The 18,604-nt window shown below is 61.1% G+C and carries 16 protein-coding genes and 1 rRNA gene; 8 read left to right on the top strand and 9 right to left on the bottom strand.

Going from position 1 to position 18,604, the window contains the following annotated elements; genetic code table 11:
- Positions 1-96: ribosomal RNA gene (locus ASN89_RS09825) — 16S ribosomal RNA — on the bottom strand; the annotation flags it as partial.
- A gap of 481 nt (positions 97-577) precedes the next feature.
- Here ASN89_RS09825 and ASN89_RS09820 point away from each other — a divergent pair.
- On the top strand, positions 578-1,957 hold the full coding sequence (locus tag ASN89_RS09820; RefSeq protein WP_058049143.1) for a sodium-dependent transporter: 1,380 nt from the start codon (positions 578-580) through the stop codon (positions 1,955-1,957).
- Here the strand turns inward: ASN89_RS09820 and ASN89_RS09815 are convergent, their stop codons facing one another.
- From ASN89_RS09815 to ASN89_RS09785, 7 genes are all read right to left on the bottom strand, one after another.
- Positions 1,958-2,572, bottom strand: coding sequence for a M15 family metallopeptidase (locus tag ASN89_RS09815; RefSeq protein ID WP_058049142.1), 615 nt, complete (start codon positions 2,570-2,572; stop codon positions 1,958-1,960).
- The gene (locus tag ASN89_RS09810; protein WP_034752410.1) at positions 2,572-3,474 is read right to left on the bottom strand and encodes a LysR family transcriptional regulator; all 903 of its coding nucleotides are present in this window, start codon (positions 3,472-3,474) and stop codon (positions 2,572-2,574) included. Before ASN89_RS09810 ends, ASN89_RS09815 begins: the two co-directional genes overlap by 1 nt.
- Before the next feature lie 83 nt (positions 3,475-3,557).
- Positions 3,558-4,358: an N-acetylmuramoyl-L-alanine amidase gene (locus ASN89_RS09805; RefSeq protein ID WP_058049141.1), complete on the bottom strand. Its 801-nt coding sequence runs from the start codon at positions 4,356-4,358 to the stop codon at positions 3,558-3,560.
- Positions 4,355-5,335: an N-acetylglucosamine kinase gene (locus ASN89_RS09800; RefSeq protein WP_058049140.1), complete on the bottom strand. Its 981-nt coding sequence runs from the start codon at positions 5,333-5,335 to the stop codon at positions 4,355-4,357. The genes ASN89_RS09805 and ASN89_RS09800 overlap by 4 nt, the downstream gene beginning before the upstream one ends.
- A gap of 94 nt (positions 5,336-5,429) precedes the next feature.
- A complete protein-coding gene (locus tag ASN89_RS09795; protein ID WP_082654502.1) occupies positions 5,430-7,091 on the bottom strand; it encodes a glycoside hydrolase family 10 protein in 1,662 nt (553 codons plus the stop codon).
- Between the two features lie 91 nt (positions 7,092-7,182).
- Positions 7,183-8,493, bottom strand: a complete 1,311-nt coding sequence (locus ASN89_RS09790) for an MFS transporter (protein ID WP_058049138.1) — start codon at positions 8,491-8,493, stop codon at positions 7,183-7,185.
- 45 nt (positions 8,494-8,538) lie between these two features.
- Complete coding sequence (locus ASN89_RS09785; RefSeq protein WP_058049137.1) at positions 8,539-9,420, bottom strand: N-acetylmuramic acid 6-phosphate etherase; 882 nt, start codon at positions 9,418-9,420, stop codon at positions 8,539-8,541.
- A gap of 176 nt (positions 9,421-9,596) precedes the next feature.
- Between ASN89_RS09785 and ASN89_RS09780 the strand changes: the two genes are divergently transcribed.
- Both ASN89_RS09780 and ASN89_RS09775 read left to right on the top strand, forming a co-directional pair.
- Positions 9,597-10,655, top strand: coding sequence for a helix-turn-helix transcriptional regulator (locus tag ASN89_RS09780; protein WP_058049136.1), 1,059 nt, complete (start codon positions 9,597-9,599; stop codon positions 10,653-10,655).
- A gap of 127 nt (positions 10,656-10,782) precedes the next feature.
- Positions 10,783-11,931: a nuclear transport factor 2 family protein gene (locus tag ASN89_RS09775; RefSeq protein ID WP_082654501.1), complete on the top strand. Its 1,149-nt coding sequence runs from the start codon at positions 10,783-10,785 to the stop codon at positions 11,929-11,931.
- Between the two features lie 2 nt (positions 11,932-11,933).
- Here the strand turns inward: ASN89_RS09775 and ASN89_RS09770 are convergent, their stop codons facing one another.
- On the bottom strand, positions 11,934-12,674 hold the full coding sequence (locus ASN89_RS09770) for a GntR family transcriptional regulator (protein ID WP_046681740.1): 741 nt from the start codon (positions 12,672-12,674) through the stop codon (positions 11,934-11,936).
- A gap of 226 nt (positions 12,675-12,900) precedes the next feature.
- Between ASN89_RS09770 and ASN89_RS09765 the strand changes: the two genes are divergently transcribed.
- From ASN89_RS09765 to ASN89_RS09745, 5 genes are all read left to right on the top strand, one after another.
- Entirely contained in the window at positions 12,901-14,235 is a 1,335-nt protein-coding gene (locus ASN89_RS09765; RefSeq protein ID WP_058049134.1) for a serine hydrolase domain-containing protein, read from the top strand.
- A gap of 81 nt (positions 14,236-14,316) precedes the next feature.
- The gene (locus tag ASN89_RS09760; protein WP_082654500.1) at positions 14,317-15,603 is read left to right on the top strand and encodes a D-amino acid dehydrogenase; all 1,287 of its coding nucleotides are present in this window, start codon (positions 14,317-14,319) and stop codon (positions 15,601-15,603) included.
- Positions 15,604-15,683: 80 nt separating this feature from the next.
- Positions 15,684-16,127: a YchJ family protein gene (locus ASN89_RS09755; RefSeq protein ID WP_058049132.1), complete on the top strand. Its 444-nt coding sequence runs from the start codon at positions 15,684-15,686 to the stop codon at positions 16,125-16,127.
- A gap of 40 nt (positions 16,128-16,167) precedes the next feature.
- On the top strand, positions 16,168-17,790 hold the full coding sequence (locus ASN89_RS09750; RefSeq protein ID WP_058049131.1) for a carboxyl transferase domain-containing protein: 1,623 nt from the start codon (positions 16,168-16,170) through the stop codon (positions 17,788-17,790).
- Positions 17,791-17,802: 12 nt separating this feature from the next.
- Positions 17,803-18,591 (top strand): enoyl-CoA hydratase/isomerase family protein, encoded by a 789-nt coding sequence (locus ASN89_RS09745; protein ID WP_058049130.1) that lies wholly within the window; start codon positions 17,803-17,805, stop codon positions 18,589-18,591.
- Positions 18,592-18,604: the final 13 nt, after the last annotated feature.

The following is an 18,604-nucleotide window of genomic DNA, read 5'->3' as shown; positions in this document are numbered from 1 at the left end:
CTCGCCACCAGAGCAAGCTCCGTGCTGCCGTTCGACTTGCATGTGTAAGGCATGCCGCCAGCGTTCAATCTGAGCCAGGATCAAACTCTTCAGTTTAATCTCTGTTACTTTGCCATTTTATTGGCACCGTCTTGCGACGGGTCGCTCACTCAAAAAACTGACAGGCCACTACTTTCGTAGCGCCTATTTCATTATTTCTTGTGAACATTTGATATTTTAAGTTAGACGCCAATCCGAAGATTGACGCTGCACTTACATCAAATGCCCACACTTATCGACTGTTAATTGTTAAAGAACTGTATTCGGTACTGCTTTCGCGCTATCGACAAAGCGTTGTGTTTGTCAGCTGCGAAGAAGGAAGAGTATGAAGCATTTCAGCACAATCGTCAACTCCTTCTTTTTACTGCATCGCCGTTTCCGGTGATCCTCAACTGCCGCATTTGACTGCGCCTCATTGGGGAGGCGAACTATAGCAAAGTGCCCCCGTAGTAGCAAGGCTTTTCCCGGGTATTTGCGGCCAACTGCTACAATTTCGCCCCCTCAGCGCAAATTCGCGTTCCACCATAGAAGATTCACCATGAAACAACAAGCTCAAGGATCAGGCCTGCCCCTGAAACGAGCTGGCTTTACCACTGGCTTCGGCGTCCTCGCCGCCACCCTCGGTTCCGCAGTCGGTCTCGGCAACATCTGGAAATTCCCCTATCTGACAGGCGCCAATGGCGGCGCCGGCTTCCTGCTCATCTATCTGCTCGCTACCTTATTAGTGGGACTGCCCGTAATGATCGCGGAAATCACCCTGGGACGCCGGGCCAAGGTCAATCCCATCTCAACCATGGAGCAGCTGGCACCGAAGGGCAAGCCCTGGTGGCTGGTCGGCTTCATCGGCATGATCGCCGCCTTCCTGATCGTCGCGTTCTATTCGGAAGTGGTGGGCTGGGTGTTCGCCTATATTGCCAAGGCCATCGATGGCTCCATCCTCAGCAGCGACAAGCTGGTGACGGAAGCGGCCTTCGCCTCCCTGATCAGCAATCCCTTCCAATCGCTGTTGTGGCAATGGGGCGTGCTGCTGTTTATCGGCGGCATATTGATGCTGGGCGTAACCAAGGGTATCGAGGCGATCGCCAAGAAACTGATGCCGCTGCTGTTCCTGTTACTCCTGCTGCTCTGTGCGGTCAGCCTGTCGCTCGATAAGGCGGGCGAAGGCCTGGCCTTCCTGTTCCGTCCCGATTTTTCCAAGCTGACGGCTTCCGTCGTGCTGACAGCCATGGGCTTGGCCTTCTTCAAATTATCTGTCGGCATGGGCACGATGATGACCTACGGCAGCTATTTCCGCGATGACCAGAATATCCCCGTCACGACCTTGCGCGTGATGGCGGCCGACCTCGGCGTATCGATGCTGGCCGGCATCGCCATCTTCCCCGCCGTGTTCACGTTCGGCTTCGCGCCCAGCGCGGGACCATCGCTGGTGTTCATCACCATTCCCGCCGTGTTCTCGCAAATCCCCATGGGGCAAGCCCTGATGGTGGTGTTTTTCATCCTCGCCGCCGTGGCCGCTACAGGCGCGATGCTGTCGCTGATGGAAGTGCCCGTGGTGATTTTCCATGAACGCTTTGGCTGGACGCGCACCAAGGCCACCATCGTGACCATGCTGCTGCTTGCCGTGCTCGGTTCCGTATGCGCGCTCAGTAACAGCACCCTGGCGGACTTCAAGCTGTTTAATTTGAATATGTTTGATCTGTTCGACTTTGTCTCGTCGAATATCTTCTTGCCCATGGGCGGTATCGCGATTGCCTTGTTTACAGGCTGGGCCTGGGGCAAGCAGCATTTCATCGATGCGATCAGCAATCACGGCCAGTTGCAGAACAGAGAATTGGCGCATGTGCTGCTGTTCCTGCTGCGCTTTATCTCGCCCGTGCTGATCCTGATCGTGATGCTGAAGGGTTTGAAGGTCTTTTAATCAGAGCACCCGGGTGTAGGTCTGGCGCACCAGCACCCGGTCGCCGCAATCGAAATGCCACCATTCGCTGTTGATGCCAAAGAAGCCCGCCTGGAACATGGCGTCGCGCAACAATCGGCGATGCGCCACTTGCTCCTCCGTAATTTCCCCCCTCTCCAGCAAGGCCAGCTCCAGCGCCGGATGCGAGCGTTCACTCAGGTCGTCAAAGCCCGTGCCCATGTCCAGTTCCTGCCCGTCCGGCCCGACGATCGTGATGTCGAGCGCCATGCCGAAGGAGTGGATCGAGCCACGCGACGGCTCCGCGATATAGCCGAGCAACTCCGTTCCCTGCAGCGCCTCCCACAGTTGCTGCTGCACCCGCTGCGGGCGCAGGGCGTCGAGTACCAGCAGATGATGATCGGAATGCCGCTCGGTCAACCAAGCCACTGCCTGTTCCAGGGCCGCAGCCGCATCGCGGTGCAGCCAGGCGCAATCGATTGGGCTGTATAAGTCGCGGCCGACGAAATTGTCGGGTGTGGCATAGCGCAAATCGACGGCGATGCCGGCAATGCTGCTCAGATGACGAAATTGCGGATCATTACTCACCGCTTCCAATTGCAGACTTGCAACAGACATCAGACTCCTCTTTCCAGGCAATTGCGCGCCGCCACGCCAATGCTGTCGGCCAGGCGCCGCGCGCCATGCGACAGCGGCGAGTGGCTCGCCGTCAATAAATACAGTTGAATCGGTATCGTCGGTGCCCAAGGACGGCGCTGCAGGCGCTCGGGCGAACCGGACGCGGCAGTAAACGGGTCGACCACGGCCATGCCGGCGCCCGCTTCCACCAGCGAGCGGGCGATTTGATAAGTCTGCACCACGGTAGAAAACACGGGGTGGATATCCTGCGCCTCGCAAGCGGCGATCACCAATTCGCCTAGCGGATCGTTGTCCGTATGGCCGATCAGCTCGCCGTTCAGGCCATGCGCCGTCAATGGTGTGCCGCAATCGGCCGCGCGCCAGGTGCCCGCTGGCGCGATCACCGTCATGACGCCCTGCGCGATCGGTTCGGCCACGATGCCCGGATGGCGCGGGTCTTGCAGCGATACGGCCAGGTCTGCCTCACCGAGGCGCAAGGTATTGACGATCTCGCCCGTATGGTGGGTGGCCAGTTGGCAACGCGTGTGGGGAAAGTCGCGCCGCCATTCCGTCATGGCAAACGGCAAGACGCTGATGGCGATCGTCGGCGTGGAGACCAGGCGGATGGTTTCCACCGCATGGCCCTTCAGGCTGGCCGCCAGGCGGCGGATGCCCAATAAATCGCGGTTAAGCTTTTCCGTCTCGACAAACAAACGGTGCGCCTCGGGTTTCGGGTACAGCTTGCCCCGCACGCGCTCGAACAGCGGCATGCCCAGTTGCAACTCGCAATGCTGCAAGACCTTGGTCACGGCCGGTTGCGAGATATGCAGCACCTGGGCGGCGCCGCTGATGGTGCCAACTTGCATGATGGCGTGAAACACTTCGATATGACGCAGCCGCATGAGCTATTCCTTTACCTTGCCGTGGCCGCCTTGGCCGTCAACGTTCAGCATATAAGAAAAAGTCATGGGCTGGAACGGCTATGCTACTTTGCAACAACAGCTGGCGCCGGCGTCGTCAGCACTTCCAGCAAAGCCGCCGTTTCTGCATCGGGCGTGCCGTCGAACAAGGTGTTGCGATATTTCATCTGAAAAGCGATCAGCACATTGCGCGTCGCTTCGTCGAAGACGCCCGTATTCGGCGTCGCATAGCCGTGCTGGGCCAGCTTTTTCTGGAACCAGACGGCGTCCGGCACTTGCTGCTCAAAAATGATTCGCTGCGCGGCAACACGGTTGGCATCGGGCCAGACGATCAGGCCCGCATCGGCCAGCTGGCGCCATGGGAACAACGGACCCGGGTCCTGCTTGCGCTGCGGCGCGATCTCGTTATGGCCGAGGATATTTTCCGGCGCGATGTTGTAGCGGGCCTGGATATCTTTCAACAGTGGAATCAACTCATCAATCTGTGCCTGGGGAAACGGATACCAGAGGCGGCCTTCCGGCGTGTCCTTGTAGCCCGGGTTGACGATCTCGATGCCGATCGAGCTGACATTCAACTGTGTATAAGTCTTCCAGTTACTCACACCCGCGTGATTGGCCTGGCGCGATTCGTCGACCAGCACGTAAAACTTCGGCTTGTCCGTGTCCGTCAGCAAATAATGGCTGCTGACCACTTGTTCCGTCAGGATCTTGATCGAACGGGGCAGGTCGCTGACCGTGTAATGGATGACGATGAATTTCACGCGCGGGCTCTGGCTGCGCGCATTCAAGCTGTGGTCGAGGTGCGGCGCGGGCGTGGTACAGGCGGAAAGCAGGGCCACCAGCAGGGCGAGGGCGATTTTTTTCATGAAAGATCCGTGTTCGGGTTAATAAAATGTTCAGTGTTGGCCTGTGTCTTGACGGCCGCCTTGACGGCGATCCTGGCCGCCGCTTCATGTGGACGGGCAATTTTCTGTTCCATCGTCAACGATACAGGCAAAGCGGCGCGCATGGCTGCCGCGATGGCCGGGTGCAATTGCGCCGCGCGGCCCGCCAGCACCACGGGACGCGAACCATGGCGAGATACCAGTGCCAGGGCCAGGCGCGCCAGTTCCTTTCCCGCGCGCTGCAAGATGTCCAGCGCCAACGGATCGGCATCCGCACTGGCGGCCACGGCCAGCGCCAGCCGGCCGATGGCGCCCCGGTCCTGGCCATACATGAAGGCGCGCGATAGCGACCAGTCGCTGCCGCCCAGTTGCGCAAACACGGCCTCGGCCATGGGCGACGCTTGCCAGCTGCCGGGCGCTTCGTCTTCGCGGCGCCAGACGTGGCGCAAGGCTTCGCGCGCGATCCAGTAACCGCCGCCGCCATCATCGAGCAGCACGCCACGCCCGCCTGCGCGGTGAAACACGCCGTCTGCATCGATCCAGGCGGCAATCGAGCCCGTGCCAGCGTAGACCAGATAACCTTCGCCTGGTTCAAAACTGTCGCGATAGGCGATGTCGATATCGTTGCCCAAGCGGACGTCGCCGGCGTCCAGCGCCAGCAAGTCCGCCAGCATGTGCGCCAGCGCCACATCGTCGCCGCCAAAGCCCGTCAAGCCCGCCACCACGGCGCGCGGCTGGCCAACGGCCAGCACAGCCTGAGACAATTTCGCAAATGTGGCGTGCACGGCTGCGCGCCCCACATCGCTGCTCATTTGCAAGGCAGACAAGCCTTCCACGGCCCCGTCGGCCACGATGACACCGTCCGTGTTGGCCAGGGCCCAGCGCGTTTGCGTGCCGCCCGCGTCGATACCCAGGCCCAAGATAGAGGTGGCCTGACTAGCTATAGAGAAAGAAATCATGGCATGAGTGTAAAGCCAAGCGGAGCTTGCAGGCATGAAAGCTTGCGCATGTTTCATGCCTGCAGGTTATGGACTAGCGAAGAAAGTTCAACAATTACTTGGCGGCGACCGTAAACGGTGCGCGCACGGTGACGCGGGGGCTTTCATTGCCGAGGCGATCCACGGCGCTGACCACCACCGCATTGACTTTACCAATGGCATCGTCGACCAGGGTCAGCTCGCCTTGCACGCCCGTGACCACGGTAAAACGCCAGTCTTCGCCGTAGCGGGCCCAGACCGCGTACTGCGCCACGGGTTTGCCGCCGCCCGCCGTCAATTTGACGTTCAGGCTGGTGGAATCGCGGCGCAGAGCCAGCACGGGCGTACCCGGTGCTTCCTTGCCCAGCCACGGCGTGGCGGGAATCAGGGCAGGGCTTTGATACACGGTCGCCTTGAGTTGCTCACTGACACCCTTGCGGTTCTGCATCAGGGGCACCATGCTGAAATGCACTTGTCCATTCGCGCCGGGACGCGTGCGCGTCACTTCGATCTGTTTGATGATCTCTTGCGGCGTGAAGGACTTGGCGGAATTGTCGATACGGCTCGTATATAAACCCGGCCATACGTGGCGGCCATACGGGTTTTGCGCCAGCCAGTAGTCGAGCAGCACGCCAAACGCTTGCGGCGCCTGCGCCACTGGCCAGTACAGCTGCGGCGACAGGTAGTCGAGCCAGCCCTTGGCCAGCCACAGTTCCGCATCCGCATACAATTTATCGTACTGGCTGAAGCCGACGATGCCGGCAGGACGGCGGTCGGGCCGGCCGATGCCGAACGGGCTGATGCCGAAGCGCACCCAGCTCTTTTCGCGGTGGATGCCTGTGTACAAGGCTTCGATCAGCTGGTTGACGTTCTGACGGCGCCAGGAAGGGCGGTCCAACTGGCCGCCGGCCAGCAGATATTGCTGCCAGGAAGGCTCATCGGGAAACGGCAGTTCGCGCTTGGCGCCGCCATTGCCCGCGTCCAGCGCGGCTGTTTCCGCACCGGCACCGGCGCCAGGCGCGTCGATCGGATACGGATAAAAATAATCGTCGATGTGCACGCCATCGATATCGTAGCGGCGCACCACATCGAGCACCACGTCCGTCGTGTGTTTGGACGCGGCGGCGTCGCCCGGGTCCATCCACAGGTAGCGGCCGTATTGCTTGACGGACGCCGGGTTGGTGGACGCGAAACTGTCGCGCGCCAGCGGCGACTTGGCCGTCGCGTGACGCGCACGGTACGGATTGAACCAGGCGTGCAATTCCAGGCCCCGCGCATGCGCCTGCGCCACCCAGAAGGCCAGCGGGTCATACATCGGTAACGGCGGCTGGCCTTGCTTGCCGGTCAGGTATTCCGACCACGGTTCCAGTTGCGATGGGTAAATCGTGTCGGCGCTAGGGCGCACTTGCAACACAATCGCGTTCAGATTCAAGGACTTGGCGCGGTCGAGGATGGCTAGCGCTTCCGCTTGCTGCTTGGCGACAGGCAAATTGCTGCGGCTGGGCCAGTCGATATTGGCGACCGTCGAGACCCAGGCGGCGCGGAATTCGCGCGGCGCCGGCGGCGGCACTTCGCCCGTGATGTGCTGCACGGGCGGCACGGCCGGCAAACCCGCTTCGCCCGTTGTCACTGCGGAGGGCAGCTTGGTGCTGGTACAGCTGCTGAGCAATGTGGCGGTGGCCAGCGCGGCCAATACGCCGGCGCTGGCGCCCAGGCGTTTTTTAAAAGTAGACAACAAAACAATTCCTTGCAGTGGTGAAGCGCAGGTCTATCGGTGCGGGCATTTTACTGTGCGCCCGCCATCCATGCGGGCGCACGCTTCAAAAGAATCAGGCCTCGGCCTTCTTGCCGAATTCGGGATCGATCTTGACCAGCGCGGCCATGATGAAAGCCGGAATGGTGGCGATGCAGACCCAGATGAAGAAGTGCTGGTAACCGAGCATTTGTTGTATCCAGCCGCTGGCCATGCCCGGCAACATCATGCCCAGAGCCATGAAACCCGTGCAGATGGCGTAATGGGCCGTTTTATGCGCACCATCGGAGACCATGATCATGTACAACATATAAGAAGCGAAACCGAAGCCATAGCCGAATTGCTCCAACGCAATACCACCGGCGATCACATAAATGCTGCTGGGCAAGGCGCTGGCCAGATAGACAAACACCAGGTCCGGCAGGTGGACGGACAGCACCATGATCCACAGGCAGCGTTTCAAGCCGAAGCGGGAAATGATGAATCCGCCCAGCAAGCCTCCCAGGGTCAGGGAGATCACGCCGATGGTGCCATAGACGAGGCCCACCTGTTCCGTGCTGAGGCCCAGGCCGCCCTTGGCGACGGGGTCGAGCAGGAAGGGCGCGGCCAGCTTGAGCAGTTGCGCTTCGCCCAGGCGGAACAGCAGCAAGAAGCCCAGGATGACGAAAATATCCTTCTTCTTGAAAAAAGAAGCAAAGGTGGCGACGAATTCTTGCAAAGGAGAAACACCGGCACCCTGGATGCTGGGGCGGTCATCCTTGGGCTTGGGTAAAACGAAGTAGTGGTACAGGAAGAGGGCGATGAACAAGCCCGCCAGAATGGCAAACACGACGGACCAGGCCAGCTGCACATTGCCCGTCGCATGCGTCAGATAGCCGGCCAGATACACGAGGCCGCCCTGGCCGGCGATCATCGCCAGACGGTAAAACGTGCTGCGCACGCCAACGAATGCCGCCTGCTGGTGCTCTTCCAGGCCCAGCATATAAAAGCCGTCGGCGGCGATGTCATGCGTGGCGGAACTGAAGGCCATCAGCCAAAAAATGGCCAGGCTGATCTGGAAAAAGTGCGGCAGCGAAGTCGTCAGGGCCACCAGCGCCAGCGCGGCGCCGATCACCAGCTGCAAGCCGACGATCCAGAAGCGCTTGGTGCGGTACATATCGATGAAGGGCGACCACAGGGGCTTGATGACCCACGGCAAGTACAGCCAGCTGGTATACAGCGCGATATCGGTATTGGAAAAACCGTAGTTCTTGTACATGATCACGGACAAGGTCATGACCACTACATAAGGGATGCCTTGGCCGAAATACAGGGAAGGGATCCACAGCCACGGCTTATTTGACGGCTTATTCACGCGCGCCGGGGCGGTTTGTTTCACTAGCTCCATACATCCTTCTTTGTCTCCCAGACAGAAGAATGCCGCGCCATCGGATCACGCCGCCAGTGCCGCCCGCACACTGCCGTTCGCGCCGGCCAACAATGCCTGTGCCTGGTTTGTGTTGATTTTTTTGATCAAGGCAACAATCGCCACCTTGACATGAAATTGGCATTGCTCCAGCACGGTCCTGGCCTGCGCCTCGCTGGCGCCGGTGGCATGCATGGTCAGACGCACCGCCCGCCAGATCAGCTTGGCGTTGATCGGCTTCAAGTCTACCATCAAGTTTCCGTAAGTTTTGTGCAAACCGACCATCAGGGCGCTGGAAATCGTGTTCAAGGTGATTTTTTGCGCCGTGCCCGCTTTCAGGCGCGTGCTGCCGGAAATGACTTCCGTGCCCGTGTCGAGCACGATGCCGCATTGCGCCTCGTGCGCAACGGGGGCGTCCACATTGTTGGCGATGCCTATCGTCAAGGCGCCCGCCTTGCGTGCGGCCAGCAGGGCGCCCAGCACATACGGCGTGGCGCCGGAGGCGGCCAGCAGGATCACCACGTCATTGTCTTGCGGCTGCAAGGCCAGCAAGTCCGCCTCACCTTGCTGCAAATCATCTTCCGCCCCTTCGACCGCCGTGAACATGGCGCCCGCGCCGCCGGCCAGGATGGCGACTGCCCGCTCGGGCGGCCAGGAAAACGTGGGATTGAGTTCAACGCTGTCGAGCACGCCCAGGCGGCCCGACGTGCCCGCGCCCACGTACAGCAGCCGTCCACCGGCCACGATGCGGGGCAGGGCGGCCGTGATGGCGGCAGCAATGTCGGGCGACGCCAGCCGCACGGCCTCGACGGCCCAGAACTGGTCATCAACCAGCGCCGCCACCAGTTGCTCCACCGGATACAGGTCCAGATCCGGATGCCGCCGGCTCGGGGTTTCAGTTTTCAACATGATTTCAGAACATGGTTGAAGGTGAAACCAGTTTAATACCGATGTGCAAGATCAGCCATGAAAGGATGACGGGCGGGCATAACGGGAGTTTATGGCTGGTGCAGGATACTTGTACTTCGGTACGGTGCCGTTTGTGTCTATACTTGGCTTCGACGCCCTAATCCACGACACGCGCCATGATCGCTCGCCAATTGCTGTTCCTGTTTAGCGCCCTTGGCGCCATCAACGGCATTTTCCTGGCCGTCTATTTTTTCAGCCGCCGGCCTCGCTGCCTCGCCGACTGCCTGCTCGGCGCATTACTGCTGGCCGTCGGGGTGCGCACCGCCAAATCCGCCTTTCTCTACTTCAACCCGGCGATCGCCATCGAGTTCCGCCAGCTGGGCCTGTCGGCCTGCTTGCTGATCGGTCCCTTGACCTATCTCTATGTGCGCTCCTTCTTGGCCGGGCACACGCAACTGCCTGCTGGACAACAATGGCGTTGGCATCTGGGCGTGTCCTTCCTGCTGATAGGCATCGGCGTTGCCTTTCCCTATTCCGCGTATCGTTCTGTGTGGGACCAGTCGAGCCATGCGATTCATGTGTTCTGGCTAGGCTACCTGCTGGCAACCGCCAGGCTGCTCTGGCACAGCCGCCGTGCATGGTGGAACGACGGACAGCGGATGGCGACCAGCAGCGTGCTCCTGCTGAGCGTCTTTGCAGGCAGCGGTGTCATGCTGGCGGCGTACGCGAGCACGCCGTTCACATCCTATATCGTCGGCGCCTTGTCGTTCACCTTCTCGCTGCATGTCGCGGTCATGGTCTTTCTGCTGAGAAAGGAAACCTCGACGCCTGCCGAGCCGAAGGAAAAGTACCAGCATAACCGCATGACGCACGAGGTTGGGCTTGCCGTGCTCGCCGCACTGGAACAACAGATGAGCGGGCAGAAATCCTATCTGAATCCGAATCTGACCCTGGCCCAACTGGCCAAGCGGGCGGGATGTACGCAGGCGCAAGTGTCGCAAGTACTCAATGACAAGCTGGGCAAGAGCTTCACGACCTACGTCAACGAATATCGTATCGCCGAGGCGAAACAGGTATTGAGCGGCGAACCGCAACTGAACATGGATACCGTTGCTGAGCGCTGCGGCTTCAACTCCAGTTCCACCTTCTACTCGACCTTCAAGAAAGTGGCTGGGCAGACTCCCGCCAGCTTCCGGGCCCAATCCAGCCAGTCGGCCGGGGCCGTTTCCGCGTGAAACCACTCCTGAATCGCCATTCCGGAGTCTGACATCCTGTTTGGCGACATCAATTTCCCTGCATTTCGATAAATTATCGACCACCAGCGACCTGAAATAGTCGTTGCTCCGATAAACGCAGTTCTACATGCAGGGTAAATCCATGATTCAGTTTTTAGTGCGAACGATACTCGCCGGTTGCTTGTTTTGCATCTCCGCCGTCGGCACCGCCGCCACTGCGGACCAGGACGAACATGCCATCCGGGAGACCATACGCTTGTATCTGCATGGCACCAGCTTCAATGTGCAGGACGAGATCAAGCAGGCCTTCTATGCCAACGCCCGCCTTTACCTGGACGGCAAAGACGGTACGCAATGGCAGTTGAGCGGTCCGGAATATGCCAAACTCTTTAGCGAGGAGAAAAAAGGGCAATTCAATGGGCGCCACGGGCGGCTGATCAAGATGGAAGTGAGCGGCAAGGTGGCCACCGCCAAGGCCGAGATCTACATTCCCCAGCAAGGGGTGCGCTATGTGGATGTCTTCCTTTTGAAAAAGATCGCCGGCAACTGGAAGATCGTCAGCAAGTCTGCCGATCGCGAACCAGCAACTGCGCGCCACGCACGCAAGGTGCTGCTGGTCGTGTCGAACGTGCATCAATATCCGGGCACGAAAATTAACGCTGGCAATAATTTTCCCGAGCTGGCCTATACCTATGATGCCTTTCGCAAAGCAGGGTACGCGGTCGACTTCGTCAGTCCCGAGGGTGGCGCCATTCCCCTGGAAATGATCGTCACGTCGGATGCGCTGCTCAAGCAGTATCTGTACGACAGTGATTTCATGTGGGCACTGGCCCATACCAGGCCCGTGGCGGAAGTCAGGGCGGACGAGTATGCGGGCATGGCTTTCGTCGGCGGCGGCGCGGCCATCGTCGGCGTCCCGGACAACAAGCCATTACAGGACATCGCCTTGCGTATCTATGAACAACAGGGCGGGGTGATCGCGGCCATCTGCCATGGCACCGAGGGCATCAAGAACCTGAAGCTCAGCGACGGTACTTTCCTTATCCAGGGCAAAACGCTCACCTCGTTCCCCGATGCGTTTCTCAACAAGGAATCGCCGATCTACAAGGCCTATCCCTTTTCGGCGGAAGGCAGCATCAAGGGCCATGGCGGCATATTCAGGCACGGCGCCAACGGACAGAGCCACGTCGAGGTCGATGGCCGGCTGGTGACCGGCATGAGCTGGGAGTCGTCCGTCGGGGTGGCGGAATCCATGATCCGCCTGATCGAGCAGTAAGTTTATGGCGCGCGGCGCATTTCCGCCACAAAGTCGTAATGGTCGCTGCGGCAATACGAATGCGTGAGTTCCACCGCTTCGCCCGTGTCCAGGTAGGCGATGCGCGTGATGAACAGCACGGCCTGGCCATCGGGGATGCCCAGTTGCTTGGCCAGCACGTCCGTCGCATTCATGGCGCGGATGTGCTGCAAGGCGCGCACGGGGGCCTTCTTGATGCTGCTCAAGTATTCATACAGCGAATCGCCCATGGCGTCCGGGTCCGGCACCACGCTGAACGGCAGCACGCTCACTTCATACGCCATTACCACATCGTCGGCCAGGCGCAAGCGCTCCAGGCGCGCCACTTTCGTGTTCTGCGCCAGGCCCAGGCTCAGCTGTTCATCGCTGCTGGCGATGACGACTTCACGCTTGAGCCAGCGCGAGCCGGGGCGATAGCCGCGCTGCTGCAGCTGCTCGGAAAAGCTCGACAGGTTCGACAGCGGCTGCTCGATGCGCGGGGCAATATAGTTGCCCGAACCACGGCGGCGCACGACGAGGCCTTGCTCAACGAGCTGGTCGATGGCCTTGCGGGCGGTCACGCGCGATACGTCGAGCAGTTCGGACAGGGTACGTTCGGATGGCAGGGCCTGGTCTACCTGGTAGCGGCCGTTGCGTACGTCATCGCTCAACTTGCGGGCGATCTGCATATATAAAGGCGAATTGTCATTTAAATCGACCTTGAGTTCTACGCTGGTCTGGCTCATACAGTTCTCCTTGTCCTCCTAGTGTAATAGCGATGGCGCTTGTGCGTAGCCCGTCCACCCATGAATAAATGGAAAATGACCATAAATAACGGTTATACATTTAAAAAAACAATGTTTTACCGTACGTATAGCTTTGCATTATAGATAAATATGCAATTTTCATTGGCGTCGTGAAGCATCCCGCCCTATGCTGGCGATGCCTCCACTACGCCGTGAACAGGGAAATATGCACAATAAAATGACGGGTTTGCTGGGCTTGCTGCTGCTGGGTACCACCTGGAGCGCGCTGGCCGCCCCGCCCGGCAGCGGCAACGGCAAGGACCAGCAGCGCGCGCTCGATGCCACGCTATCGGCCATCGTCGATGATCCGCTCCACCCGCTGGCCAGCCTGTCCGTGCTGGCCATCCGCCACGGCAAGGTGTCGTATGAGCAGCAATTCGGCGACCGGTACATCGGCGCCACGTCAGCGGACAGCTTGCCCGTGACGCCGGCCACCCTGTTCCGCATCGCCTCGGTTTCGAAGATGATGACCACACTGGGGTTGATGCGGCTGGTCGAGCAGGGCAAACTGAGCCTGGACCAGGACGTGGGCATCTACCTGGGCTTTTCCCTGCGCAACCCGCATTTCCCCCTGCAAACGTTGACCTTGCGCAGCCTGCTCAGCCATACCTCCTCGCTGCGCGACGCGGGCGGCTATGCATGGGGGCCGGAACGCAGCCTGCGCGACGTGTTTACGGCTGGCGGCGACAGCATGTGGGACAAGCAAACGGCGCCGGGCCGCTATTTCACGTACGCCAACCTGAACTGGGGCGTGATCGGCACCGTGATGGAAAAAGTCACGGGAGAGCGCTTCGACTTGCTGATGCGGCGCCTGCTGCTCGATCCGCTCGATGTGCGCGGCGGCTACAACCCGGCCGCATTCCCGGCGGAAGACGTGGCGAACACGGCCACCCTGTACCGCAAGCGCACCCTGGACACGGAAACCTGGCAGCCGCAAGGGCCATGGATCGCGCAGGCCGACGATTTTCATGCACGCCCGCCGTCTGGCCTGGCCAACTATGTGATCGGCAGCAACGCCACCGTCTTCAGTCCCACGGGGGGCTTGCGCATTTCCGCCGCGGGACTGGGCAAGGTCATGCAGATGCTGCTCGACGGCGGCCGCTACCGGAATACGCAGCTATTGCAGCCGGCCAGCATCGCGCTGATGTTTGGCCGCCAATGGCAGCTGGCGCCCGATGCCGGCAATGGCGACAGCGAACGGGGCCTGTATCGCGCCTGGGGCCTGGGCAACCAGCAGTTCGATGCGGTGGCCGGGCAGGGCAACCGGCTGGTCGAGGGTGCCAGTTTCACGGCCGTGGGCCACCTGGGCGACGCGTATGGCCTCGTCTCCGCCTTCGTGCTCGATTTCAAGAACAGGAACGGCATGGTGATGCTGGTGGGCGGCACGGGCAGCGATCCGGAACGCTATCCGGGCACGTATTCCGCCATGGGGCGCAGCGAGGAATTGATACTCACCGCGCTATACCGTGGTGCGATTGCCAACAATCAGCCCTTGCCTTGAAATGGTGCATTCCTGAAAGTTATGGCTGCACCATGATGTTTCATTGGCTGCGTTGGCGGCCAGCCTCTAAGCTCTTCCCGAATGCTCCCGCACCATGGGAGCGCAACGCAGCGAGGCAACATGCAGCAACAAGTCATCATCATCGGCGGCGGCGTCGTCGGTCTGACATCGGCCTGGTGGCTGGCCGAGGCCGGCTACAAGGTCACCTTATTGGAGCGCAATGAGCAGGTGGCGATCGCCGCCAGCTACCGCAATGGCGGCCAGCTCAGCTATCGCTATGTGGCACCGCTGGCGGACGCGGGCGTGCCCTTCAAGGCCCTGCAATGGCTGCTGCAGAAAGATGGCCCGCTGCGCTTCCGTCCCGAGGCCGACTGGCGCCAATGGCGCTGGATGGCCAGTTTCTTGCGCAATTGCAACAGCGCCAGCAACGCCCGCACGACGGCCAAGCTGCTGCAACTGGGAGAATGGAGCCGCGCCGGCATGGCGCAACTGGAATTGACGGTGCCGCCGGAAGCGTATGCGCGCCGCGATGCGGGCAAGCTCATCGTCTATCGCTCGCCCGCCATTTTCCAGCGTGCCGTGGCGCGGCCGGAATCGGAAGAGGCGCGTGTCGTCTTGTCGCCGCTGGAAGCCGTGCAGCGCGAACCGGCGCTGGCCGCCTTGCAGGGTTCCCTGGCGGGCGGCATTTTTACGCAGGGCGAAGCGGTAGCCGATTGCCATGCCTTTTGCCTGGCGCTGGAAGCGCGCCTGCTGCAGCATCCGAATTGTTCGCTCATATTAAAGGGCGAGGCGCGCCGCCTCGTCACGCACAAGGGCAGGGTCACTGGCGTCGACACCAGCCTGGGCTTGCTGCAGGCGGACCACTATGTGCTGGCGGCCGGCATCCAGAGCCGCGACCTGGCCGCCACGGCGGGCATTTACCTGCCCCTGTATCCGTTGAAGGGCTACAGCCTGACGGCGCCCATCCGCGCGCAGCACCGGGCGCCCGAGATCAGCATCACGGATTTCGAGCGCAAGGTGCTGTATGCGCGCATCGGGGGCGACCTGCGCGTGGCCGCCATGGTCGACATGGTGGGCGCCGACAACAGCATCGACTGGGGCCGCATCGCCGGCCTGACGCGGCTGGCTCGCGAAGCCATGCCGCACGGCGCCGACTACGACCAGGCCACGGCCTGGGCCGGCCTGCGCCCCGCCACGCCGAACAGCGCGCCGCTGGTGGGCGCCAGCAAAGTGGCGAACTTGTGGCTCAACGTTGGTCACGGCCCGCTGGGCTTTACCTTTGCCGCCGGCACGGCGCGCATCCTTGCCGATCTGATGGCCGGCAAGGCGCCGCCATTCGCGCTGGACTTCCTCGCGCCTAAAAAATAGGCGGACCGGCGGCAGCGGCGACCGGCGCCGCCGTTATGGCGGATAATTGCGGAACTTTTCAGTTCCCTATTTGCCAGCGCATGCCCACACTCTCGACATCTGCCGCCTGCCCCTGTGGCGGCGCCTCCTACGCCAGTTGCTGCGGCCCGTATATCGCGGGCGACGCCTTGCCGCCGACGGCCGAAACGCTGATGCGTTCGCGCTACACGGCGTTTACCTTGCGCGACGAGCCGTATCTGCTTGCCACCTGGCATGCCAGCACCCGTCCCACCGACGCTTTATTTGCCGAAGAAGAAAAAGTCCACTGGCTGGGACTTGAGGTAAAATCTGCTTTACGTTTACGTCAACGTAAAGCAACATCAGCAGATCAAGCCGAAGAGACAAATCGCGACAGCGTGGAATTCGTGGCCCGCTACAAGGTCAACGGCCGCGCGCACCGCCTGCATGAAGTGAGCCGCTTCGTGCGTGAAGCCGGTGACGGTGGCATGCGCTGGTTTTATCTCGACGGCAGTTTTCCCGAATAGCGCGACCCGAGAGACCGGGCGATAATAAAAAGGAACCGCAATGCCGCACATCGAAAGCAAACTCAATCCGCGCAGTGAAGATTTCAAGGCCAATGCAACGGCCATGCAAGCCATCGTCGACGATTTGCGCGACAAGGTGGAAAAGATCGCGGCCGGCGGCGGCGACGCGGCTGCCGCCAAGCACCTGGCGCGCGGCAAACTGCTGCCGCGCGACAGAGTGCAGATGCTGCTCGATCCCGGCACGCCCTTCCTCGAGTTTTCCCAGATGGCGGCCTACGCCATGTACCAGGACGCCAAGGGCGTCGATGCGGCCCCTTCCGCCGGCATCATCACCGGCATCGGCCGGGTCTCGGGCCAGGAATGCGTCATCGTGTGCAACGACGCCACCGTCAAGGGCGGCACGTATTACCCGATGACGGTGAAAAAACACTTGCGCGCCCAGGAAATCGCCGACCAGAACAACCTGCCGTGCATCTACCTGGTCGACTCGGGCGGCGCCAACCTGCCAAACCAGGACGACGTCTTCCCCGACCGCGACCATTTCGGCCGCATCTTCTACAACCAGGCGAATCTGTCGGCCAAGGGCATTCCGCAAATCGCCGTCGTGATGGGTTCTTGCACGGCCGGCGGCGCCTACGTGCCGGCCATGAGCGACGAATCGATCATCGTCAAGGAGCAGGGCACGATTTTCCTCGGCGGTCCGCCGCTGGTAAAAGCGGCCACCGGTGAAGTGGTGACGGCCGAAGACCTGGGCGGCGGCGACGTGCATACGCGCTTGTCCGGCGTGGTCGACCACCTGGCGCAGAACGATCTGCACGCGCTGTCGCTGGCGCGCACCATCGTCTCGAACCTGAACCGTAAAAAACCGCAGCAGATGGACTTGCGCGCATCCGTCGAACCGAAATACCCGACGCAGGAACTGTATGGCGTGATCCCCGTCGATACGCGCAAGCCGTTCGATGTGCGCGAAGTCATTGCGCGCATCGTCGACGGCAGCGATTTCGACGAATTCAAGGCCCGTTACGGCACCACCCTGATCTGCGGCTTTGCGCACATCTATGGGGTCAAGGTCGGCATCATCGCCAACAACGGCATCTTGTTCTCCGAATCGGCCCTGAAAGGCACGCATTTCATCGAATTGTGCTGCCAGCGTAAGATCCCGCTCGTGTTTTTGCAAAATATCACGGGCTTCATGGTGGGCCGCAAATACGAAAACGAAGGCATCGCCCGCAACGGCGCCAAGATGGTCACGGCCGTCGCCACGGCCGCCGTGCCGAAATTCACGGTGATCATCGGCGGCAGCTTCGGCGCCGGCAATTACGGCATGTGCGGCCGCGCGTTTTCCCCGCGTTTCATGTGGATGTGGCCTAATGCGCGCATCTCCGTCATGGGCGGCGACCAGGCCGCTTCCGTGCTGGCGACCGTCAAGCGCGACGGCATCGAAGGCAAGGGCGGGCAGTGGAGCGCGGACGAGGAAGCGGCCTTCAAGCAGCCGATCAAGGATCAATACGAGCACCAGGGCCACCCCTACTATGCCACCGCGCGCCTGTGGGACGACGGCGTGATCGACCCGGCCGACACCCGCATGGTGCTGGGCCTGGGCCTGTCGGCAGCGCTCAACGCCGAAATCCCGGACACGAAGTTCGGCGTGTTCCGCATGTAAGGGGAGAAGACCATGGAATTTGAAACCTTAAAGCTGGTCATCGAGGGCAATGTCGCCACCGTGACCCTGAACCGTCCCGAAGTGCGCAATGCCTTCAACGAGACAACGATCGCCGAACTGGCGCGCGCCTTCGAAGGGCTGGGACGCAGCGACATGGTGCGCGCCATCGTGCTGGCGGCGAATGGCGCGGCCTTTTGCGCCGGTGCGGACTTGAACTGGATGAAGAAGATGGCAGGCTACACGCATGCCGAAAACCAGGCCGACGCACTGCAGCTGGCGCAGATGCTGCGCACGATTTACCTGTGTCCGAAACCCGTCGTGGCGAAGATCCAGGGCGACTGTTATGCGGGCGGCATGGGCCTGGTCGCCGCATGCGATATCATTCTGGCTGCGGAAGACGTGCATTTCTGCCTGAGCGAGGTGCGCCTGGGACTGATCCCGGCCACTATTTCACCGTATGTCATCAAGGCCATGGGCGAAAACGCGGCACGCCGCTATTTCCTGACCGCGGAGCGATTCTCCGCTCAGGAAGCGCTACGCATCGGCTTTGCCCACGAGGTAGTCGAGGCAAGCGCGCTGGACGCGAAAACGGCCGAGGTGCTCAAAGCGCTGACGGGCAACAGCCCGCACGCCGTGGCGCAAGCGAAAACGCTGGTGCGCGAGATCGTTGGCCAGCCGGTCGACGACGCGCTGCTGGCGGATACCGCCGAGCGCATCGCGCAGATCCGCGCCTCGGAGCAGGGCCGCGAAGGCGTGCAATCCTTCCTCGACAAGCGCAAGCCGAGTTGGCTCATGGGCTAGCAATATCATTGGA

Source organism: Janthinobacterium sp. Ant5-2-1, from assembly GCF_001445815.1.
GTDB lineage: Bacteria > Pseudomonadota > Gammaproteobacteria > Burkholderiales > Burkholderiaceae_D > Janthinobacterium > Janthinobacterium lividum_E.
The sequence above is the reverse complement of the archived record's forward strand: the minus strand, read 5'-3'. Positions and strand labels throughout refer to the sequence as shown.